This is a genomic window from Flavobacterium sp. CS20 (assembly GCF_018080005.1).
GTDB lineage: Bacteria > Bacteroidota > Bacteroidia > Flavobacteriales > Flavobacteriaceae > Psychroflexus.
Genome location: NZ_CP073015.1, coordinates 407,250 through 426,290 on the forward strand (window position 1 = coordinate 407,250; position 19,041 = coordinate 426,290).

Annotated in this window: 18 protein-coding genes, 1 other RNA gene and 1 pseudogene; 7 read left to right on the forward strand and 13 right to left on the reverse strand. The window is 33.3% G+C overall.

Annotated elements, in window-relative coordinates:
- Window positions 1-63: 63 nt before the first annotated feature.
- Window positions 64-711, forward strand: a complete 648-nt coding sequence (locus tag IGB25_RS01960; protein ID WP_211065939.1) for a rhomboid family intramembrane serine protease — start codon at window positions 64-66, stop codon at window positions 709-711.
- A gap of 174 nt (window positions 712-885) precedes the next feature.
- On the opposite strand, the gene IGB25_RS01965 is transcribed toward IGB25_RS01960, so the two are convergent.
- On the reverse strand, window positions 886-2,310 hold the full coding sequence (locus tag IGB25_RS01965) for an ATP-dependent RecD-like DNA helicase (RefSeq protein WP_211065940.1): 1,425 nt from the start codon (window positions 2,308-2,310) through the stop codon (window positions 886-888).
- A 125-nt stretch (window positions 2,311-2,435) separates the two neighbouring features.
- Between IGB25_RS01965 and IGB25_RS01970 the strand changes: the two genes are divergently transcribed.
- The 3 genes from IGB25_RS01970 to IGB25_RS01980 are packed head-to-tail and all read left to right on the forward strand — an operon-like array spanning window position 2,436 to window position 4,416.
- The gene (locus IGB25_RS01970; protein ID WP_211065941.1) at window positions 2,436-3,080 is read left to right on the forward strand and encodes a hypothetical protein; all 645 of its coding nucleotides are present in this window, start codon (window positions 2,436-2,438) and stop codon (window positions 3,078-3,080) included.
- A complete protein-coding gene (locus IGB25_RS01975) occupies window positions 3,064-3,822 on the forward strand; it encodes a DUF3822 family protein (protein WP_211065942.1) in 759 nt (252 codons plus the stop codon). The genes IGB25_RS01970 and IGB25_RS01975 overlap by 17 nt, the downstream gene beginning before the upstream one ends.
- A 57-nt stretch (window positions 3,823-3,879) precedes the next feature.
- Window positions 3,880-4,416 (forward strand): RsmD family RNA methyltransferase, encoded by a 537-nt coding sequence (locus IGB25_RS01980; protein ID WP_211065943.1) that lies wholly within the window; start codon window positions 3,880-3,882, stop codon window positions 4,414-4,416.
- Between the two features lies 1 nt (window position 4,417).
- Here the strand turns inward: IGB25_RS01980 and rnpB are convergent.
- Both rnpB and IGB25_RS01990 read right to left on the reverse strand, forming a co-directional pair.
- An RNA gene (rnpB, locus tag IGB25_RS01985) (RNase P RNA component class A) lies at window positions 4,418-4,735 on the reverse strand.
- Window positions 4,736-4,754: 19 nt separating this feature from the next.
- Complete coding sequence (locus IGB25_RS01990; protein ID WP_211065944.1) at window positions 4,755-4,931, reverse strand: hypothetical protein; 177 nt, start codon at window positions 4,929-4,931, stop codon at window positions 4,755-4,757.
- 155 nt (window positions 4,932-5,086) lie between these two features.
- Here IGB25_RS01990 and fumC point away from each other — a divergent pair, with 155 nt between their 5' ends.
- Entirely contained in the window at window positions 5,087-6,493 is a 1,407-nt protein-coding gene (fumC, locus tag IGB25_RS01995) for a class II fumarate hydratase (protein WP_211065945.1), read from the forward strand.
- Between the two features lies 1 nt (window position 6,494).
- A complete protein-coding gene (locus IGB25_RS02000) occupies window positions 6,495-7,412 on the forward strand; it encodes a glycerophosphodiester phosphodiesterase family protein (RefSeq protein WP_247653574.1) in 918 nt (305 codons plus the stop codon).
- Here IGB25_RS02000 and IGB25_RS02005 read toward each other — a convergent pair.
- The 9 genes and pseudogenes from IGB25_RS02005 to IGB25_RS02045 all read right to left on the reverse strand — a co-directional run bounded on the left by IGB25_RS02005 (window position 7,409) and on the right by IGB25_RS02045 (window position 17,153).
- On the reverse strand, window positions 7,409-8,290 hold the full coding sequence (locus tag IGB25_RS02005; RefSeq protein ID WP_211065946.1) for an SDR family oxidoreductase: 882 nt from the start codon (window positions 8,288-8,290) through the stop codon (window positions 7,409-7,411). The genes IGB25_RS02000 and IGB25_RS02005 overlap by 4 nt on opposite strands.
- A 13-nt stretch (window positions 8,291-8,303) precedes the next feature.
- Window positions 8,304-10,432 (reverse strand): annotated as a pseudogene (scpA, locus tag IGB25_RS02010) (methylmalonyl-CoA mutase).
- Between the two features lie 13 nt (window positions 10,433-10,445).
- Window positions 10,446-11,744: a methylmalonyl-CoA mutase family protein gene (locus tag IGB25_RS02015; RefSeq protein ID WP_211065947.1), complete on the reverse strand. Its 1,299-nt coding sequence runs from the start codon at window positions 11,742-11,744 to the stop codon at window positions 10,446-10,448.
- A gap of 3 nt (window positions 11,745-11,747) precedes the next feature.
- Complete coding sequence (locus tag IGB25_RS02020; RefSeq protein ID WP_211065948.1) at window positions 11,748-12,068, reverse strand: septum formation initiator family protein; 321 nt, start codon at window positions 12,066-12,068, stop codon at window positions 11,748-11,750.
- A gap of 18 nt (window positions 12,069-12,086) precedes the next feature.
- Window positions 12,087-12,695: a uridine kinase gene (gene udk / locus IGB25_RS02025; protein WP_211065949.1), complete on the reverse strand. Its 609-nt coding sequence runs from the start codon at window positions 12,693-12,695 to the stop codon at window positions 12,087-12,089.
- Between the two features lie 132 nt (window positions 12,696-12,827).
- On the reverse strand, window positions 12,828-13,784 hold the full coding sequence (gene paaA, locus IGB25_RS02030; protein ID WP_211065950.1) for a 1,2-phenylacetyl-CoA epoxidase subunit PaaA: 957 nt from the start codon (window positions 13,782-13,784) through the stop codon (window positions 12,828-12,830).
- A gap of 17 nt (window positions 13,785-13,801) precedes the next feature.
- The gene (locus IGB25_RS02035; RefSeq protein ID WP_211065951.1) at window positions 13,802-14,875 is read right to left on the reverse strand and encodes a 2Fe-2S iron-sulfur cluster-binding protein; all 1,074 of its coding nucleotides are present in this window, start codon (window positions 14,873-14,875) and stop codon (window positions 13,802-13,804) included.
- A gap of 73 nt (window positions 14,876-14,948) precedes the next feature.
- Window positions 14,949-15,962, reverse strand: coding sequence for a UDP-N-acetylmuramate dehydrogenase (gene murB, locus IGB25_RS02040; protein WP_211065952.1), 1,014 nt, complete (start codon window positions 15,960-15,962; stop codon window positions 14,949-14,951).
- Window positions 15,963-17,153 (reverse strand): pyridoxal phosphate-dependent aminotransferase, encoded by a 1,191-nt coding sequence (locus IGB25_RS02045; protein ID WP_211065953.1) that lies wholly within the window; start codon window positions 17,151-17,153, stop codon window positions 15,963-15,965.
- Window positions 17,154-17,235: 82 nt separating this feature from the next.
- On the opposite strand from IGB25_RS02045, the gene IGB25_RS02050 reads away from it, so the two are divergent.
- Complete coding sequence (locus tag IGB25_RS02050) at window positions 17,236-18,573, forward strand: retropepsin-like aspartic protease (protein WP_211065954.1); 1,338 nt, start codon at window positions 17,236-17,238, stop codon at window positions 18,571-18,573.
- Here the strand turns inward: IGB25_RS02050 and IGB25_RS02055 are convergent.
- Window positions 18,570-18,944 carry a DUF1573 domain-containing protein gene (locus IGB25_RS02055; RefSeq protein WP_211065955.1) on the reverse strand — a complete coding sequence of 125 codons (375 nt, stop codon included), beginning with the start codon at window positions 18,942-18,944 and terminating at the stop codon, window positions 18,570-18,572. The two genes, IGB25_RS02050 and IGB25_RS02055, sit on opposite strands and share 4 nt — an antisense overlap.
- Window positions 18,945-19,041 lie beyond the last annotated feature (97 nt).

Below are 19,041 nucleotides of genomic sequence, written 5' to 3' on the forward strand. Positions count from 1 at the left end.
ATTGGACAAGGCTTTATTTTGCTACAAAGATATGTATATTTGGCATTCTGAAGATTTAGGTTTATGCAAGATATCTCTACAGTTACTATTTTCATCATTATTGCGAATGTTTTGTTGTCATTCAAAGGCTTTAATGATGATTTGTTTTTTCATAAATATTGTTTCAAAATAGGTGCTATTCAACAAGGCGAGTATTTACGTGTTTTGACTTCTGCTTTCTTACATATCAATACGACTCATCTGTTAGTAAATATGTTGACCTTATATTTCTTTGCCAATTCTGTTATTGCATATCTTGGTGTAACGGGTTTTTTAGGGGTGTATTTTGGAAGTTTATTGCTCGGAAATATGTTGTCTTTGTATTTTCATAAAGACGAGCCTCAATATACAGCTGTTGGTGCAAGTGGAGCAGTAGTTGGAGTTTTGTATGCTTCAATTTTGTTAAGACCTGATATGATGTTAGGTTTGTTTTTTTTTATTCCATTGCCTGCTTATGTATTTGGGATTGGCTATTTATTATACTCCATTTGGGCTATGAAACGCGGTCAAGACAATATCGGACATGATGCCCATTTTGGCGGTGCCATGGGTGGATTTTTTATTACAATAATCCTTTCTCCTTGGGTATTAACCGAACATTTTTTGATGGTTGTCCTGTTAACAATTCCTATTGTTTTGCTTTTTGTGTTGAAAAAAATGGGTAAACTTTAAATGGAAAGTTTCTAATTTAACCTGATTACTACTATATTAAGCTAACAATCTATTTTAGGTAATTTCAATATTTAAAGACCTTTGCATAAAAAGCGATTATCAAAGGTATCAATTTCTGATTTTTTAAAGTTTTCTATCAAGAGAAATGTCAATAGGCAATACTAAAATCAAAACTTATTCCTTAAAAAACTGATTTTGAAACCCGATTAAATACAATTTTGTTTTGGCACGTGTACATGCGGTGTAAAGCCATCTCAAGCTGTTTTGATCAAGACCTTCTGGCATATAGGGTTGTTCTACAAAAACGGTATTCCATTGACCACCTTGCGATTTATGGCAGGTCATCGCATAACTGAATTTGACTTGTAAGGCATTAAAGAATTCGTTGTTTTTGACTTTTAAAAATTGCTTGTATTTTGATTTGATGTCGGCATAGTCTTTTAACACTTCTTGATACAACTTCTGAGATTCTTCAAAAGGTAAAGAAGGCGTATTCATTTCAAGTGTGTCTAAAATAATCACAGTTTCAAAAGCATTCATCTCTGGATAGTCCACCATTTGGGCTTTAATTTTGGCAAATCGAAAACCATACAAATCAAAAATTCCTCTAATTTTAAGGATTTCTATAATATCACCATTAGCGATAAAACCAGCTTGAGAAGTAGGTTTAACCCAAAAATAGTTGTTTTTGACCACCATCAAAAAATCACCAACGGCAATTTCGCCTTCGCGCATCAAAATTTTTTGCCTGATTTGTTGATTGTATTGATTGGCACGTTTGTTAGAACGCACAACAATAGCGGTTTCTTCGTGACCATCACTTTCATAAGCGGTATTGATAGCATCCATAATTTCGTAGCCGTCAATCAATCTTACAAGGTCATTTTGTTGTTTTAAATTGAATTGAAATTGTTCAGGAAATTCGTTTTGTAGCCCATTACGCATATTTGTTGCATTGCGTAAAATGCCACTGTCAAGTTGTTGTCTGACCACTTTTGTAAGCTCAATATGAATAACTTCTGTATGAAATTTTGTGCTTAAAATATCTTGATCTAAAGCAGGACTAAGCTCAGCTTTAACAGGAGGTAATTGTGCAGTATCACCAATTAGTATCAACCGACAGTTTTCACCGCTAAACACAAATTCTATTAAATCGTCAAGAAGTGAATTGCCACTAAACAAGTCATCTCCAGATGAAAAATCAGGAATCATTGAGGCTTCATCTACAATAAAAACCGTGTTTTTAAATTTGTTTTCTTTTTGAACAAAGTTAACGCCACCTTTGTTGTTTTTTTGAGGAAAGTAAATACGTTTATGCATGGTTTGAGCTGGTCTGTTAGAGTAGTTGCTCATCACTTTTGCCGCTCTTCCTGTTGGAGCCATTAATGAAGCCTTTAATTTTAATTTGGAAAGATTTTTGACAACGGTAGATATAATTGTTGTTTTTCCAGTACCAGCATAGCCTTTGAGTAAAAATATTTGTTCGTTATTTTCATTGATTAAAAATTTTGAAAGATGCTTTAATGCTGTAGTTTGGTCTGGTGTAGGAGAGTAAGCAAAATCATTTATTAAATTTTTGTAAAGTTCGTTTTCTTTCATAATCAATGTTTTCAAAGGAAATACTTTTCAAATTAAGGAAATATTATTGAATTTAAAGTATAAATCTTTTTGATTTAAAAAAAAATTGTAGATTTGTCTCAAGTCTAAAACTTATATTATAAATTATGAAAGTAGTTTTTCAGATTGTTTTATGGATAGCAATTGCGGTACTCGTATATTTAAATTACAAATCGATTTACGGTCCAGTCGAGTTTAATAAAGAAAAAGAAAAGCGTTATGCTAAGGTCATTAGTAAAATGGATAAAATCCGTAAAGCCCAGTTGGCATATCGAGAAGTAACAGGCAAGTTTACAAGCACTTTTGACAGTTTAACAAGATTTGTTGACACTGCTGAATTTGTCTTGACTCAAAGACGAGATACAACTTACCTTGATAAAGAATATCTCAAAACTTATGGCGTAGATAGAATGATTGAAGATGTTGTTATTGACACTCTTGGAACTATAAAAGTTAAAGATTCTTTATTTAAAAATTATGACTATTCTAAATTAGAAATTGTACCAACCACTAAAAATGCCAAATTTGAAATGGATGCTGGATACATCACAGTCAATAAAAATAAAGTTCCTGTCTTTGAAGCTAAGGTTAATAAGTCGGTTGTGTTAGATGGTCTTGATCCAGATTTGATTGTTCAAGAAAAACAAACGATATCTGTTGATGGGGTAAATGGAGCTTATATAAAAGTAGGTTCTATGAATGAAGTGAAAACCAGTGGAAACTTACCAATAAATTATGGTAAACAAGAGTAATACAGATTTTAATAATTTTAAACAATTATCCATCTTGATCAGTCAGGATGGATTTTTGTTTTATTTACACCACGATAAACCCGAACAATCTATGTCTTTAGAGGTACAAGACATAACAGATGTTTTAAATTCTAAAAGTTTAAATTTATTTCAAACACGCTTTGATGAGATTACAAAAAGTTATGAATTTAAAACGCTAAAGTTGGACTTTTCAAATGCTTTTTACGCTTTAGTACCTGAAGATTATTATCAAGACAACGCCAAAGCAGATTATTTAAAATATAATGTCAAATTGTTTGAAGAAGACCAGATTGTTGCAGATCATATCCCATCAATCAATGCTTACCAAGTTTATATACCATTGATGAATTATCACAATGCCGTTTTAGATCAAGTTGAAGAATTTGAATATGAACACTTTACAAATGCTTTAATCAAACAATCTTATCTGAAGTCCTTTGATTCTGCTCAACAGCTTAAGGTTTATGTCCAAAAAAGCCACATCAATGTTATAGCACAAGAAGGTCAAAAGTTTAAATTGTGCAATACTTTTAATTACGAAACAGACTTAGATTTGGTGTATTATGTTTTATTTTGCGTAGAAGAACTAAAATTTAATCAACGTGAAATGCAATTAGAATTATATCACGATTCAAAAGATACAACTTGGCTGGAAATTATTAAACGATACATATTGAATGTAAAATGCAAGCAAAAAAACCTTGTCGCTTTTATCGTTTAACTATTGTTTTTATAACTAAAGTAAAAGCTATTAGCTTAAAGCTAAACACCAACAAACATGCGAATTATCTCAGGGCAATTTAAAAGTCGTAGAATAAACGCTCCAAAACATTTACCCGTAAGACCTACCACAGATAGAGCTAAAGAGGCTTTGTTTAATATTTTATATCACAAATACCAACTCGATAGGCTAAAAGTTTTGGACTTATTTGCAGGTATAGGTTCCATTACATTTGAATTTGCTTCTCGAGGAACAACGGAAATTACTGCGGTAGATCAAAACAAAGGCTGTACCGATTTTATCGATTATACTGCTGAACAACTTAACATAAATATCAGTATTAAAACACAAGAAGTTATCCACTTTTTGAAAACATCAGATGAAACTTATGATATCATCTTTGCCGATCCGCCTTATGATTTAACCATAGAAGAATTTTATACTTTAATTGATACCGTTTTTGACTATAATCATCTCGCCAAACAAGGTATTTTAATTGTTGAACATTCAAAACATACTGATTTGTCAGAGCATACAAATTTTGAAGAACAACGCAAATATGGTCACTCAGTGTTTTCGTGGTTCAGTTATTAAAAAATAAAACAAGCCTATAAGCCGGATTCTGTTTCCGCCTTGACGGAATCTTATCATTTATCTAGAATTTAGATTGCTCTAAATCTCAAGCTACCAACCCTCCAAGATCAAGCGTGCCACTTTCAAGCCTTGGTTTACATGGTATTGCACCGCATAGAGTTTACCTGATTTCACTACAGCCTAACTGTACTTGCTTTCTGTTGCACTTGTCCAATCCTGATTATTCATCAAGATGACGGGCGTTACCCGCTATCTGCACTATGGTGTCCGGACTTTCCTTACTGACATTAATCGTCAGTGCGATAAGACGGCTTGTTTTATGGTGAAGAAACTAAAGATTAAGCCGATTCTTGCTCTTGTTCTTGCTTGCGTTTTTTGTTCTCTCTTAAACGTTCTTTTAGAGAACCGCTAATCCAATATGGCAAAATAGCAGTTAAGAAAATTAATAACCAAAACCCTATAGTAAGAATGGTTAAAAACAAAATAAACCCAAGATATTGATCAAACTCAAACATGATTGCTAAAATTTGTTACAAATATAAATGTTTTTAATTAATATAAACATCTTAAAGGCACACAAAATTTAATGCATTAAAATTTATAATTTTATATTCTCAATTCAATTTTTAGCTCGACTTTAGTTAAATTTGTGGAGCAAAAATTCAGCATTATGAAATATAGAATAGAAAAAGATACTATTGGTGAAGTCAAAGTTCCAAAAGATAAACTTTGGGGAGCACAAACAGAACGTTCACGTAACAATTTTAAGATAGGTCCACAAGCATCTATGCCTTTAGATATAGTTTATGGCTTTGCTTATCTCAAAAAAGCCGCAGCTTATACCAATGCTGAATTAGGAGTTTTGAGCGAAGACAAACGAGATTTAATCGCCCAAGTTTGTGATGAAATTTTAGAAGGTCAACACGATGACCAATTCCCTTTAGTTATTTGGCAAACGGGATCAGGCACACAAAGCAATATGAATGTCAACGAAGTTATAGCCAATCGTGCTCATATTATAACAGGAAAAACCTTAGGTGAAGGTGAAAAAACTTTACAACCTAATGACGATGTCAATAAATCTCAATCTTCTAATGACACTTTTCCTACAGGAATGCATATTGCGATTTATAAAAAACTTATAGAAAACACCATTCCTGGGGTTCAACATCTCCGAAATACTTTAGACCGTAAAGCAAAAGACCTTAAAAATGTGGTTAAAATAGGACGAACTCATTTTATGGATGCCACACCTTTAACTTTAGGTCAAGAGTTTAGCGGTTATGTAGCTCAATTAGACTTTGGATTAAAAGCATTAAAAAACACCCTACCACATTTACAAGAGTTAGCTTTAGGAGGTACTGCAGTGGGAACAGGATTAAATACACCAGACGGATATGATGTTAAAGTCGCTGAATATATTTCAAAATTTACTGGTTTTGAATTTAAAACCGCACAAAACAAATTTGAAGCCTTAGCAAGACATGATGCTTTAGTAGAAACTCATGGTGCTTTAAAACAACTCGCAGTTTCATTGAATAAAATCGGAAATGATATTAGAATGTTATCTTCTGGTCCACGCAGTGGAATTGGCGAAATTATTATTCCAGCCAACGAGCCTGGTTCATCTATTATGCCTGGAAAAGTAAATCCAACACAGTGTGAAGCTTTAACTATGGTTTCTGCTCAAGTCATAGGAAATGATGTTGCGGTAAACGTCGGTGGTATGCAAGGTCAATTTGAACTCAATGTGTTTAAGCCTGTTATGGCGACAAACCTTTTACAAAGTGCTGAACTCATTGGCGATGCTTGTATGTCTTTTGCAGATAATTGTGTGATTGGTATTGAAGCTAATCAAGAACGCATTGATGAACTGCTCAACAATAGCCTGATGTTAGTAACAGCTTTAAACACCAAAATAGGCTATTACAAAGCCGCAGAAATTGCCAACAAAGCCCATAAAGATGGTTCAACACTTAAAGAAGCGACTATTAACCTCGGTTATTTGACAGCTGAAGAATTTGACGAATGGGTCAAACCTGAAAAAATGATTGGTGATTTGAGCAAAACATTTTAGGATGAAAAATATTTTAATCTTATTTGTTTTACTGGGGTTTGCCAAAAGTTTACTCTCATGCAAAAAAACTGATTCGTCAAAATCTATGACTTTAATAACATATAAATTTGACCTACAAGGTCATCGCGGAGCTAGAGGAATTTTGCCCGAAAATAGTCTTCAAGCTTTTCAAAAAGCCATAGATATTGGAGTGAATACTTTAGAGCTTGATGTTGTGATTTCAAAAGATTCTATGGTGGTTGTTTCACACGATGCTTATATGAACCCTGATGTTTGTTTAAATGCTCAAGGTCAAAAAATATCAGATTCATCTCAGTTCAATCTTTACAAGATGAATTATGAAGACATAAAAACCTTTGATTGTGGAAGTTTACAACATCCTAATTTTCCTGAGCAAAAACCTCTCAAAACTCATAAGCCTTTATTATCTGAGGTTATCAAAATGACAACAGATAATCTGAAAAAAAAAGGAACACGTGTTTCACTTAATATCGAAATTAAGTCGTCTCCAGAAACCGATGGTGTTTATCATCCTAAACCTGATGTGTTTGCAGATTTGGTTATAAAAACGATAAAAAACGAATTGATTCCTTTAAATAAAATTAATATTCAAAGTTTTGATAAGCGTGTTGTGAGGTATGTTATTGACCATTATCCCGAAATCTCTACTGCTTATTTGGTAGAAAATGGAAGCTTTTATGAGAATTTACAAGATTTAGGTAAAACACCACAAATTTATAGTCCATATTTTAAAACCCTTGATAGTTTAGATGTTAAACAAGCCCATAACAGTGGTGTCAAAGTAATTCCATGGACAGTAAACGAAATCAGCGATATGCAAAACTTATTAGAACTTGGCGTTGATGGTCTCATTACTGATTATCCAAATCGTGCAAAAGCTTTACAAAGCTCTAATTAGTTATTCTTTTTAGCTTTTATCATTTGCTCCAGCATATCCCATAGTTCTTCTGGCACTTGTTCTAATAGGTTAAACTGTCCCGCACCTTTTAGCCATTCGCCACCATCTATAGTCACCACTTCACCGTTGAGATATTCTGCAAAATCAGACAGAAGATAAGTCGCTAGATTAGCCAATTCTTGATGATTGCCAACACGCTGAAGAGGCACTTTTTTAGATAAATCAAATTTTTCTTTGAGGTCGCCAGGTAAAAGTCTGTCCCAAGCACCTTTAGTAGGAAAAGGTCCAGGTGCAATGGCATTAAACCGAATGCCATATTTAGCCCATTCAACAGCTAAGGATCGCGTCATAGCAAGAACCCCAGCTTTGGCGGTTGCACTTGGCACAACATAAGCTGAACCTGTCCAAGCATAAGTCGTGACAATATTTAAAACCACTTTTTGTTTTTCTTTGAGTTCTATCCACTTTTTGCCAAAAGCTAAAGTGCAATTTTTACTACCTTTTAAAACAATATCAATAATGGTATCAAACGCATTGGCAGACAAACGTTCAGTAGGTGAAATAAAATTTCCAGCAAGATTGTTCAGCAAACCATCAATACGGCCAAAATGCTTGATGCTATCATCTCTCATTTTACAAACGGCATCATAATCCCTAACATCGCATTGTAGAGCGAGGACTTCGCTTCCTGTTTCATCCTCAAGTTCTTTGGCAGTATTTTTTAATTTGTCCAGATTTCGTGAAGTGATGACTACTTTAGCACCGAGCTCTAACAGATAGCGAGTCATAGATTTGCCGAGTCCGCTACCGCCACCAGTAACGACGTAATTTTTTCCTTTGAGAGCATCATCTCTGAGCATTTTGTCTTGATATGCCATAATTTGTTTATATTTAGTCGGGAATGGTTTTTATAAGAATTTCTAATAAATCTATAGCGACTTGGCTAATTTTGGTTCCTGGACCAAAAACTGCAACTGCACCAGCATCAAACAAAAATTCATAATCTGCTGAGGGAATCACACCACCAACAATCACCATAATATCTTCTCGACCTAAGTCTTTAAGAGCTTTGATGACTTCAGGAACAAGGGTTTTATGACCTGCAGAAGAGAAGACACGCCGAGCACATGCACGTCATTTTCAACGGCTTGTTGGGCGGCTTCTTGTGGGGTTTGAAACAGTGGACTAATATCGACATCAAAACCGAGGTCGGCATAGCTTGTTGCAACAACTTTTGCACCTCTATCGTGACCGTCTTGTCCCATTTTGGCAATCATAATGCGAGGTCTTCGACCTTCAAGTTCTGCAAATTTGTCGGCCAATTGTTTGGCTTTTTCAAAAGTTTGATCTGTTTTCATCTCTTTACTATAAATGCCACTAAAAGATTGAATTTCTGCTTGATGCCTTCCGTATTCACGTTCTAAAGCATCGCTGATTTCTCCTAAGGTTGCTCTTTGTTTTGCCGCTTGCACAGCAATTTCTAACAAATTACCTTGACCGCTTTTTGCGGTTTGATAGAGTTTTTCAAGTGTTTTTTGCACTTGTTTTTCGTCTCTTTCGGCTTTTAATTTTTTTAGTTTTTCTATCTGTTGCAACCTTACTTTTTGGTTATCAACTTCTAAGGTTACAATAGGGTCTTCTTTGTCGAGACGATAACTGTTAACCCCTATAATTTTGTCTTGACCTGAATCAATCTTGGCTTGTTTTTTAGCGGCAGCTTGTTCTATACGCAATTTGGGAATACCTTTTTCAATGGCTTTGGTCATTCCGCCAAGAGACTTAATTTCTTCAAGGTGTTTCCAAGCACGTTTGGCGATGTCGTCAGTCAATTTTTCAACGTAATAACTACCAGCCCAAGGATCGACGGTTTTTGTAATTTGGGTTTCTTCTTGTAAATAGATTTGCGTGTTTCTCGCTATACGTGCAGAAAAATCTGAGGGTAAAGCAATGGCTTCATCTAAAGCGTTGGTATGTAAACTTTGTGTACCGCCAAAAGCTGCAGCTGTAGCTTCAATACAAGTTCTCGCAACATTGTTAAACGGGTCTTGTTCTGTGAGTGAATAGCCACTGGTTTGGCAATGCGTTCTTAAAGCTAAAGACTTTGGATTTTTAGGATTAAATTGTTTGACCAACTTTGCCCAGAGCATTCTGGCGACTCTCATTTTGGCGATTTCCATAAAATGATTCATACCAATGCCCCAAAAAAATGACAATCTTGGTGCAAAACTATCAATATCCATTCCTGCATCTAAGCCTGTTTTGATGTATTCTAAACCATCGGCAAGCGTGTAAGCCAATTCAATATCGGCTGTAGCACCGGCTTCTTGCATATGGTAGCCTGAAATACTAATGCTATTAAATCTTGGCATATTTTGAGAGGTGTATTCAAAAATATCGGCAATGATTTTCATTGATGGCGTTGGCGGATAAATATAGGTGTTGCGCACCATAAATTCTTTTAGAATATCGTTTTGAATGGTGCCAGAGAGTTGTTCAGATTTTACGCCTGTTTCATGGGCTGTAGCAATGTAAAATGCCATTATGGGCAAAACTGCCCCATTCATAGTCATTGAAACGGACATTTGGTCTAAAGGAATTTGATCAAATAAGACTTTCATGTCTTCAATGCTGTCAATGGCTACGCCAGCTTTACCGACATCGCCTACTACGCGTTCGTGATCGCTATCGTAACCGCGATGTGTTGGTAAATCAAATGCCACAGAAAGTCCTTTTTGACCGGCTTTAAGGTTGCGGCGATAAAAAGCATTGCTTTCTTCGGCTGTTGAAAAGCCCGCATATTGGCGAATTGTCCACGGACGACCAACATACATACTGGAATATGGGCCACGCAAATAGGGTGGAATACCAGTCGCAAAATTTAGATGCTCAAGCGATTGAATATCATTTTGAGTATATCGATTTTTAATTTCAATTTTTTCATTCGTCAAAAATTTTTCATCAGACTTTGAGGTCTCATCAAAATCGAAATTGAGTTTTATGTTGTTGATATCTTTTGCCATAATCAAGCTGTCTTTAAATGTTTTCTTGAGAAAGTCTTTGTTGTTCTAGTTGTTCTGCAATACGACGTTTTGTGATAGGTTTTAAAAGGGTTTTGCGTTTGTGTTTTGTTGGAAATATATTTTTTTCTAATTGTTCTTTCATTTTGTCGTCTTCATTTTCAAAAACGTTCACGCCAACGAGTTTTAATTTTTTATTTTTAAATTGTTCTAAAGATTTTGAAAATTGTTGGTCAATTTTTTCTTGTATTTTTCCATCAAATAATTGTTGGATAAATCCATTAGATTTTTCTATAGATTTAAAGAGTTCTAAAGCTTTTTCTGATAAGGCATTCGTCAGATAATCAACATAATAACTGCCGTCTGAAGGATTGCTAACTTTGTCAAAATAACTTTCATTTTTAAGAATCAAGAGTTGATTTCTCGCAATGCGTTGGCTAAATTCGTTGTTGTTTTTAAAAATCTTGTCATAAGTGGTGTTGCAGACCAAATCGCTTCCACCAAGAATTGCACTCATACATTCTGTAGTTGTTCTGAGCAAATTGACATTATAGTCGTAAATGCTCATGTGATGTTGTCCAGGTTCAGAAATTATTTTGAGTTTGTATTTGATATTTTTGTATTTGCAAATGCTGTTTACTAAAACTCTTAAAGCCTTCAGTTTTGCTATTTCAAAAAAATAATTTGGTCCGATACCACAAAAGATATAAAGTTTTAAAGTTTGAATTTCACTAAAATCCAATGCTTTAAAATAGCTGTTGAGGTGAGCGATAGAGTAGGCGAGTTGTTGTGTGATATTGGCACCTGAGTTGTGGTATAGTCGAGAATCAATATTTAAACTGCTCGATTTTTCAACAAAATTTTGAAGTAAACTAAAATCTTTGTCTTGACTTTTTAACCAATTTCCTGTTTGTGCTAAATGGTGAATAGGATCAAATTTGTAGATTAAATTTTTTCGGGATTCAAAATTAAATTGCTCAGGTTGGTCAATTTCTAATATTAATGGCAAGTTTAGATTGCTTATATTTTCAGGTAATTGGTCTGATTTTATCCAAAACGCTTCAGCACCTTTTGATTTGAATTGGTCTAAATTTTCTAAATCATCAGTTTTTTCAGTAATCAACCATTGTTGAGGAGAAGGAATATTGAGTTTTTGATGCGAATCTTGATGATAAAAAGGTTTGATATCAATGCCTTCGTCAGTTGAAGTCAACATTGTTTGGTTGTAATCTTTTCCTTTGAGGTCAGCTTGAATTTTTTGTTTCCAAGTTTTTTCAGATACAAGCTTAAATTCTTCAAAAAGTTGTTTTGGCATAATTTATTTATTTAGACTGTCTTCATATTTGATGATAAATACGTCTTCGTTTTCACGTTTCATAAAATAAGTTTCTCTGGCAAATTTTTCAATTTCTACAGAATCTTTTAAGGTTTTTAAAGTTTTTTTATCCTTTTCAATTTCAGATTTGTAGTAGTTGATATTGTTTTCAATCTCATTGATTTCATCGTTTAATTTTTGGTGAGTTAGCCAAGAATTGGTATCAAAAAACAGCATCCATACCGTAAATACAAGTAATACAAAAATGTATCTATTGGTCAGGATTTTAAACCAAGTTTTTTGTTTTAGGCTTTTCCACTTCATATGGATAAAGATACAAAATTAGATGAGACGTTCTTTGATAATAGTTTGAACAATTTCAACCGCAACATTATTGTATTTATTGTTAGGAATAATAATGTCTGCAAACTCCTTTGTTGGCTGGATAAATTCAATATGCATTGGTTTTAGGGTATTTTGGTATCGATCTAAAACTTCGTCAAGATTTCTACCGCGTTCTGCAATATCTCTTTTAAGTCGTCTAATAAGGCGTTCATCCGAATCGGTTTGGACATAAATTTTGATATCCAACATTTCGCGAATAGCAGGATTGGTTAGGATTAAAATTCCTTCAACAATCATCACTTTTCGGGGTTGAGTGGTTTTGGTTTGACCTGTTCGGTTGTGGGTTTTGAATGAATAGATAGGTTGTTCAACATGTTGTCCAGATTTCAGGGTCTTGAGGTGTTTGACTAAGAGTTCAAAATCTATAGATTGTGGGTGATCAAAGTTGATGTTTTTTCGCTCTTCAAAGCTGAGATGCGAGGTATCTTTGTAATAAGAATCTTGATAAATCACATCAACTTCATCATGTTGAAGTTCGTCTAAAATGTGGTTGACAACAGTAGTTTTGCCACTTCCTGTTCCACCCGCAATTCCAATGGTAAGCATTTGATAAAATTTGTGTAAAAGTAATACACTTCAATGAAATTTGAAATTGAAAATGCTGTGATGTAAGAAAAAATATATCAGTTATAATATCCTTCAGATATTATTATAAAAAAATAGAGAAACTTATAAAAATCAGATGGCTTCCTTTACGTTTTTATCTGTTTGTTTTTCTGCATATTTCATTGCAAGATCTCTGACCCATTTACCATTTTCCCAAGCTTTTTTTCGTGCATTTAAGCGTTGTTTGTTGCATTTGCCATGACCTTTAACAACTTGCCAAAATTCATCCCAATCAATTTTACCAAAGTCGTAATGACCAGTTTTGTTGTTATATTTTAAATCATTATCAGGAATTTTAAGTCCAAGAATATCAGCTTGTGGCACAGTTTGATCTATAAATTGTTGACGCAATTCGTCGTTGGTTTTGCGTTTTAATTTCCATTTCATAGATTGCTCGGTATGGGTAGATTGATCATCTGTTGGACCAAACATCATCAGCGATGACCACCACCAACGATTTAAAGCATCTTGAGCCATGTCTTTTTGCTCTTTGGTTCCATTACAAAGTGTGAGCATAATTTCGTAACCTTGTCGTTGATGAAAGCTTTCTTCTTTACATACTCTAACCATGGCTCTAGCATAGGGACCAAAAGAGGTGTTACACAAAGGCACTTGATTGATGATTGCAAGACCGTCAACTAACCATCCAATGGCACCGATATCAGCCCAAGTTAGTGTAGGATAATTAAATATGCTGGAATATTTAGCTTTTCCTGAGTGGAGTTGTTCAAAGAGTTCTTCACGCGATACCCCTAAAGTTTCGGTTGCAGAATACAGATAAAGTCCGAGACCAGCTTCATCTTGGACTTTGGCTAAAAGGGCAACTTTTCGTCTTAAAGACGGTGCTCTAGTGATCCAATTGCCTTCAGGTAACATACCTACAATTTCTGAATGTGCATGTTGAGAAATTTGTCTGATATGTGTTTGGCGGTATTTTTCTGGCATCCAGTCTTTAGGTTCAATTTTCTCGTCATTAGCAATTTTTGCTTCAAAAATTTGTTCTAAATTTTTAACTTTTTTTGAACTCATGTTTTTTTCTTTAAAGATTATACATCAAAATCTAATACAATTTTAGGAGTTGTAGGAATGGATTGGCAACTTAAAATGAAATTATTATTTAATTCATCTTTTTCTAAAGCATAATTAACTTTCATTTCAACTTTTCCTTCCTTAATTTTACATTTACAGGTGCTACAAACTCCACCTTTACAGGCATAAGGCAAATCGGCACCAGCATTTAGAGCAATGTCTAGAATATTGTCGTCGTCCTTTTGCATTTCAAAATGAAACTCTTTACCAGCATCTAAAATAGTTATTGAAGTAGAGCCTTTTCTGCTTTGCCTTACTTTATCTACTCTTTTTTTATCGGCTTTTGATAAACCTGTTACAAACAATTCATAATGAATTTTTTCTTTAGGAAAACCTAAATCAGACAATTGGTCACGAATGGTGAAAATCATAGATTCAGGACCGCAAATAAAACATTCATCTATGGTGTTTAGGTTTAAAATGGTATCGGTTAATTGTTTGATTTTTTCTGAGGTAAATCGACCATTAAACAATTCAATATCTCTATTTTCTCGAGTTAGAAAATAGAATAATTCAAATCTTCCAAAGAACTTATTTCTAATCTGCTCTAATTCTTCTTTAAATATAATAGATTTTGCGTTTTTATTCAAATAAAATAGCCTACAATTTGAATTTGGTTCATTTTTTAGGTAGGTTTTAATCATTGATATGATTGGTGTAATACCACTACCAGCAGCAAAAAACAAATAATTTTTGGATTGTTTAGGCTTAGATTTTAAACCAAATTCTCCACTTGGAGGCATGACTTCTATGCTATCTCCTTTTTTTAAATAAGTATTGATATAGGTTGAAAACTTACCATTTGGTATTTGTTTTACAGCTACTTTCCATTCATTGTCCAGCGGACTGCTACAAAGAGAGTATGATCGTCTTAAATCTTCTTGATTTATCTCTTTTTTTAGGGTTAGGTGTTGACCTGGATTAAACTGAAATTTCTGTTTTAAATCTTCAGGAATATCAAATGAGACAACAGTGCAGTTGTTTGTTTCTTTAGATATTTCTTTAACTTGTAAAGGGTAAAATTTTGACATATCAAATTTATGGTATTCAAAACTAACAAATGTTAGTTTAAAAAGCAAATACACTTTTAAAGATTAACGGTATTTAAAAAATATTGACTTCAGGACTTAATTTAATATCAAAATTTTGAAGTACAGTATTTTGAATTTTTTTTGAGAGTTCTAATATATCTTTACCACAGGCATTGCCATGATTTACAAGAACTAGTGCTTGGCGGTCATGAGTGCCTGCATCGCCATCGCGATAACCTTTTAAACCTGATTGCTCAATTAACCATCCAGCAGGAATTTTTATGCTGTTATTATCAATTTTGTAGTGAGGTATGTTGGGGTGTTGATGTTTGAGTTTTTCAAATTGTAATTTGTTTACAATTGGATTTTTAAAGAAACTTCCAGAGTTACCAATTTGTTTAGGGTCTGGTAGTTTAGATTGTCTTATTGCAATAACGGCTTGAGCAATATCTTTGGGTTGTGGTTTTGAAACTTTCATTTTGTTGAGTTCGTTTTCTATTGCACCGTAGTCTGTTTTTAAATCATGGTGTTTTTTTGTTAATTTAAAACGAACTTTTGTAATGATATAGATATCTTTTAATTCTTGTTTAAACACAGATTGTCTGTAACCAAATTTGCAATCTTGTTTTGTAAATGTTTTTAATGCAAGCGTTTGTCTGTGAATAGCTTCACAAGATACAAATACATCTTTTAATTCTCTACCATAGGCACCAATATTTTGAATAGGAGCAGAGCCAACTTTGCCTGGTATAAGGGCTAGGTTTTCTAAACCGCCAAAACCTTGATTTATAGTCCACATCACAAAATCATGCCAAACTTCACCAGCATCTGCATCAATAATAATGTGATTATTTTTTTCGTCAACTATTTTTTTTCCTTTGGTGTTGATATGAATAACAGTTTTAGAAATATCTTTGGTCAATAGCATATTGCTTCCGCCACCCAAAACAAAAATTTCTTCTGTATAAAAGCGTTTTAAAATATGCTTCAATTCTTCAAAATTTTCTACACTAATATATTGTTTAGCTTTAACATCAATGCCAAAAGTGTTATTGTTTTTGAGAGAAAAGTTTGTTTTAGTAACCATCTATTTTTGATATTCTTCGAGAGCTATTTTCAATAAATTAATAGATTTTATGAGTTTGCTTTGTTCGAGTACATAAGCAATTCGAATTTGATTGAGCCCTGTGTTAGGTGTAGAGTAAAAACCAGCAGCGGGAGCAACCATAATTGTTTCGCCTTCATATTCAAATTTTTCAAGAAGCCATTGAGCAAAATGTTCTGTGTTTTCTACAGGGAGTTCTACAACGCAATAAAAAGCACCTTTTGGGTTAGCTACTTTCACGCCTTTTATGGTTTCAAGACCTTTAACAAGGGTGTTTCGTCTTTTTGTGTATTCTGCATTGATAGATTCAAAATATTGGTCATCAACATCTAACGCGGCTTCGCTGGCAATTTGAGCCAAAGTCGGTGGACTGAGACGAGCTTGAGCAAATTTCATGGCAGTTTTCATCAGGTCTTTATTTTTTGAAACTAAGCATCCAATACGTGCTCCACACATTGAAAATCGTTTTGAAACCGAATCAACCATAATGGCATGGTTTTTTAAGCGTTCAAGACTCATTATAGAGTGGTGTTTATGACCATCATAGGTAAATTCTCTATAAACTTCGTCAGCGAGAATAAAAATATCGTGTTTCAATGCCAAATCAGCTATGGCTTCAATTTCTTCTTTTGTGTATAAATATCCCGTTGGGTTTCCTGGATTACACAGCAAAATGGCTTTGGTTTTATTTGTAATTTTTGATTCAAATTCGGTTATTGGAGGAAGTGCAAAATTATTGTCTAAATTAGAAGTTACAGGTACTACTTTGACTCCACAAGCGGTTGAGAATCCGTTGTAATTTGCGTAAAAGGGTTCGGGTATTATAATTTCATCTCCAAAGTCTGTGATGCTTCCCAGAGCAAAAGACAAGGCTTCACTACCGCCAGTTGTAACAATTAGATTATCTTCGTTTATGTTTATGCCGTTGTTTGAGTAATATCTGACAAGCTTGTTTATATAACTGCTAAATCCTTGGGATGGACTATAAGAAAGGATTTCTATGTCAGTCTCTTTTACAGCATTAATAGCTTTTTGAGGTGTTTTGATGTCGGGTTGACCTATATTTAGATAATAAATATGTTTGCCTTCTTTTAAAGCTTGGTCTGCAAATGGTTGAAGTTTTCGTATTGGTGACTCTGGCATAGAAATCCCTTTACTTGAAATTTTTGGCATATATAATTTTTATTGCGAATTTAAAGTTTTAATTTTTGAATGATTAATTTTTATTTCAAAAGATTTTAGTTTTATCATGTTTATGAAAATAATTTCTTTGACACTATTGATTTTTGTGGTGAGTTTTTCTTCGCTTGCACAAAATTATGATGGATTTATTTTTCACAGACCTGGTAAAAGAAAATATAAAATAAACTTTATTGATTACAACAATCTCATCATTGTTAAGGTTAAACTTAACGGTATTCCAATGAATTTTTTATTAGATACAGGTGTTGATAAAACTGTAGTGTTTGGTTTAGATGATATTAACAACCAAATCAAAAATAATTCAAAAAAAATATTGATTAAGGGCGTTTCTAATGCTAAAACCTATGCTTATAAGATGAAAAATAACGAGCTTGAAATAGGAAAACTTAAAGATACTAACCATACGGTTTATGCTATTTTTGATAAAAGCTTTAATGTGTCTGACAAAATTGGGTATCAGGTTCAAGGAATAATAGGTTATGAGTTTTTTAAAACACTAATTGTGAAAATTAATTATATAAAAAACCACTTAAAAGTATATAATCCTCAATTTTTTAGTAAATCTCTCAACAATTATGAAACACTTGATTTGAAATTGTTTAAACAGAAACCTTACATAAGAACCTCGCTTCAACAATACGATATTTGGCGTGAATTTACATTTCTTATTGATACGGGTTCTGGAGATGCTATTTGGGTTCATCCAAAATCTGATGTTAAAATTCCACCTTTGAGTTTTGATGATATTTTAGGTTATGGATTTGCTGATATGATAAAAGGGAAACGGTCTAAAGCTCAAGCTTTTAAATTAGGTTCAAATCTACTAAAACAACCCAAAATAGCCTATCCAGATAGTTTAGCATATACTGGCGTAAGTTTTGCTAAAAATATAGGGGTTTTGGGTTCTGAAATTTTAAGACGTTTTCATTGGATTTTTGATTACAACAATCTAAAAATCTATTTTAAACCAAATCACGATATAGACAAACCTTTTAATTATGATATGAGCGGTCTAATTTTGAAATATGATGGCTACCAACAAATTGTTCAATACCAACATGTCTTTTCCAGAGCTCAAGTTCAACATGATAATTCAACAGGTTATAACAAAGCACAAACTGTTAAGTCTAAATTGATTATAAAGAAAAGACCAATATTGAAAGTTGGTGCTGTAAGGTTGAATTCATCGGCTTTTGAAGCTGGTTTTATTGCTGGTGACCAAATTCTGAAAATTGAAGGTCGTGCGAGTTATCGGTATGATTTAGAAGAAATATTTGAAATTTTAAGCTCAACAGAAGGCAGAGAAATCAGCTTTGTTATAAAACGCGGTGGTAGAACATACACAAAGTCTTTGACCTTAAGAAGCCGATTAAAAGAAGTTGATGATTAAGGCTTAGGCAAGACGCGACCTTTTAAACTTAATGTATATACACTGGGTTTAGCATCGGTAAAAACAGTTATAGTTTTTCGTATCGAATCTGGATTTTCTGTGTTGTAAATCACAACTAATTTGATTTTTTGACCAGGCTTGATAAGGCTATCATCTAGCTTAAATTCGATATTTCTACTATTAGATTTAAGACTTTTTATGACAACATTTTCCTTGCCAGTATTGGTTATATAAAATTCACACTGTGCATGTTCGCCATATTTTAATGTCCCATAATCTTTTGAATTTGAATCAAATTCTAATTTGCTGATTTTTTGGGCATAAAAAATACTGGTTATTGATAAAAATAAAATCAAAAAATTTGTTTTCATGCTTTTAAATTGAAATCAAATATACTAAAAAAAATGAAATTCAAAATTTATTGAGATTAACAAAGATTAATTTTACAATTTATTAAGCTTATCTGTA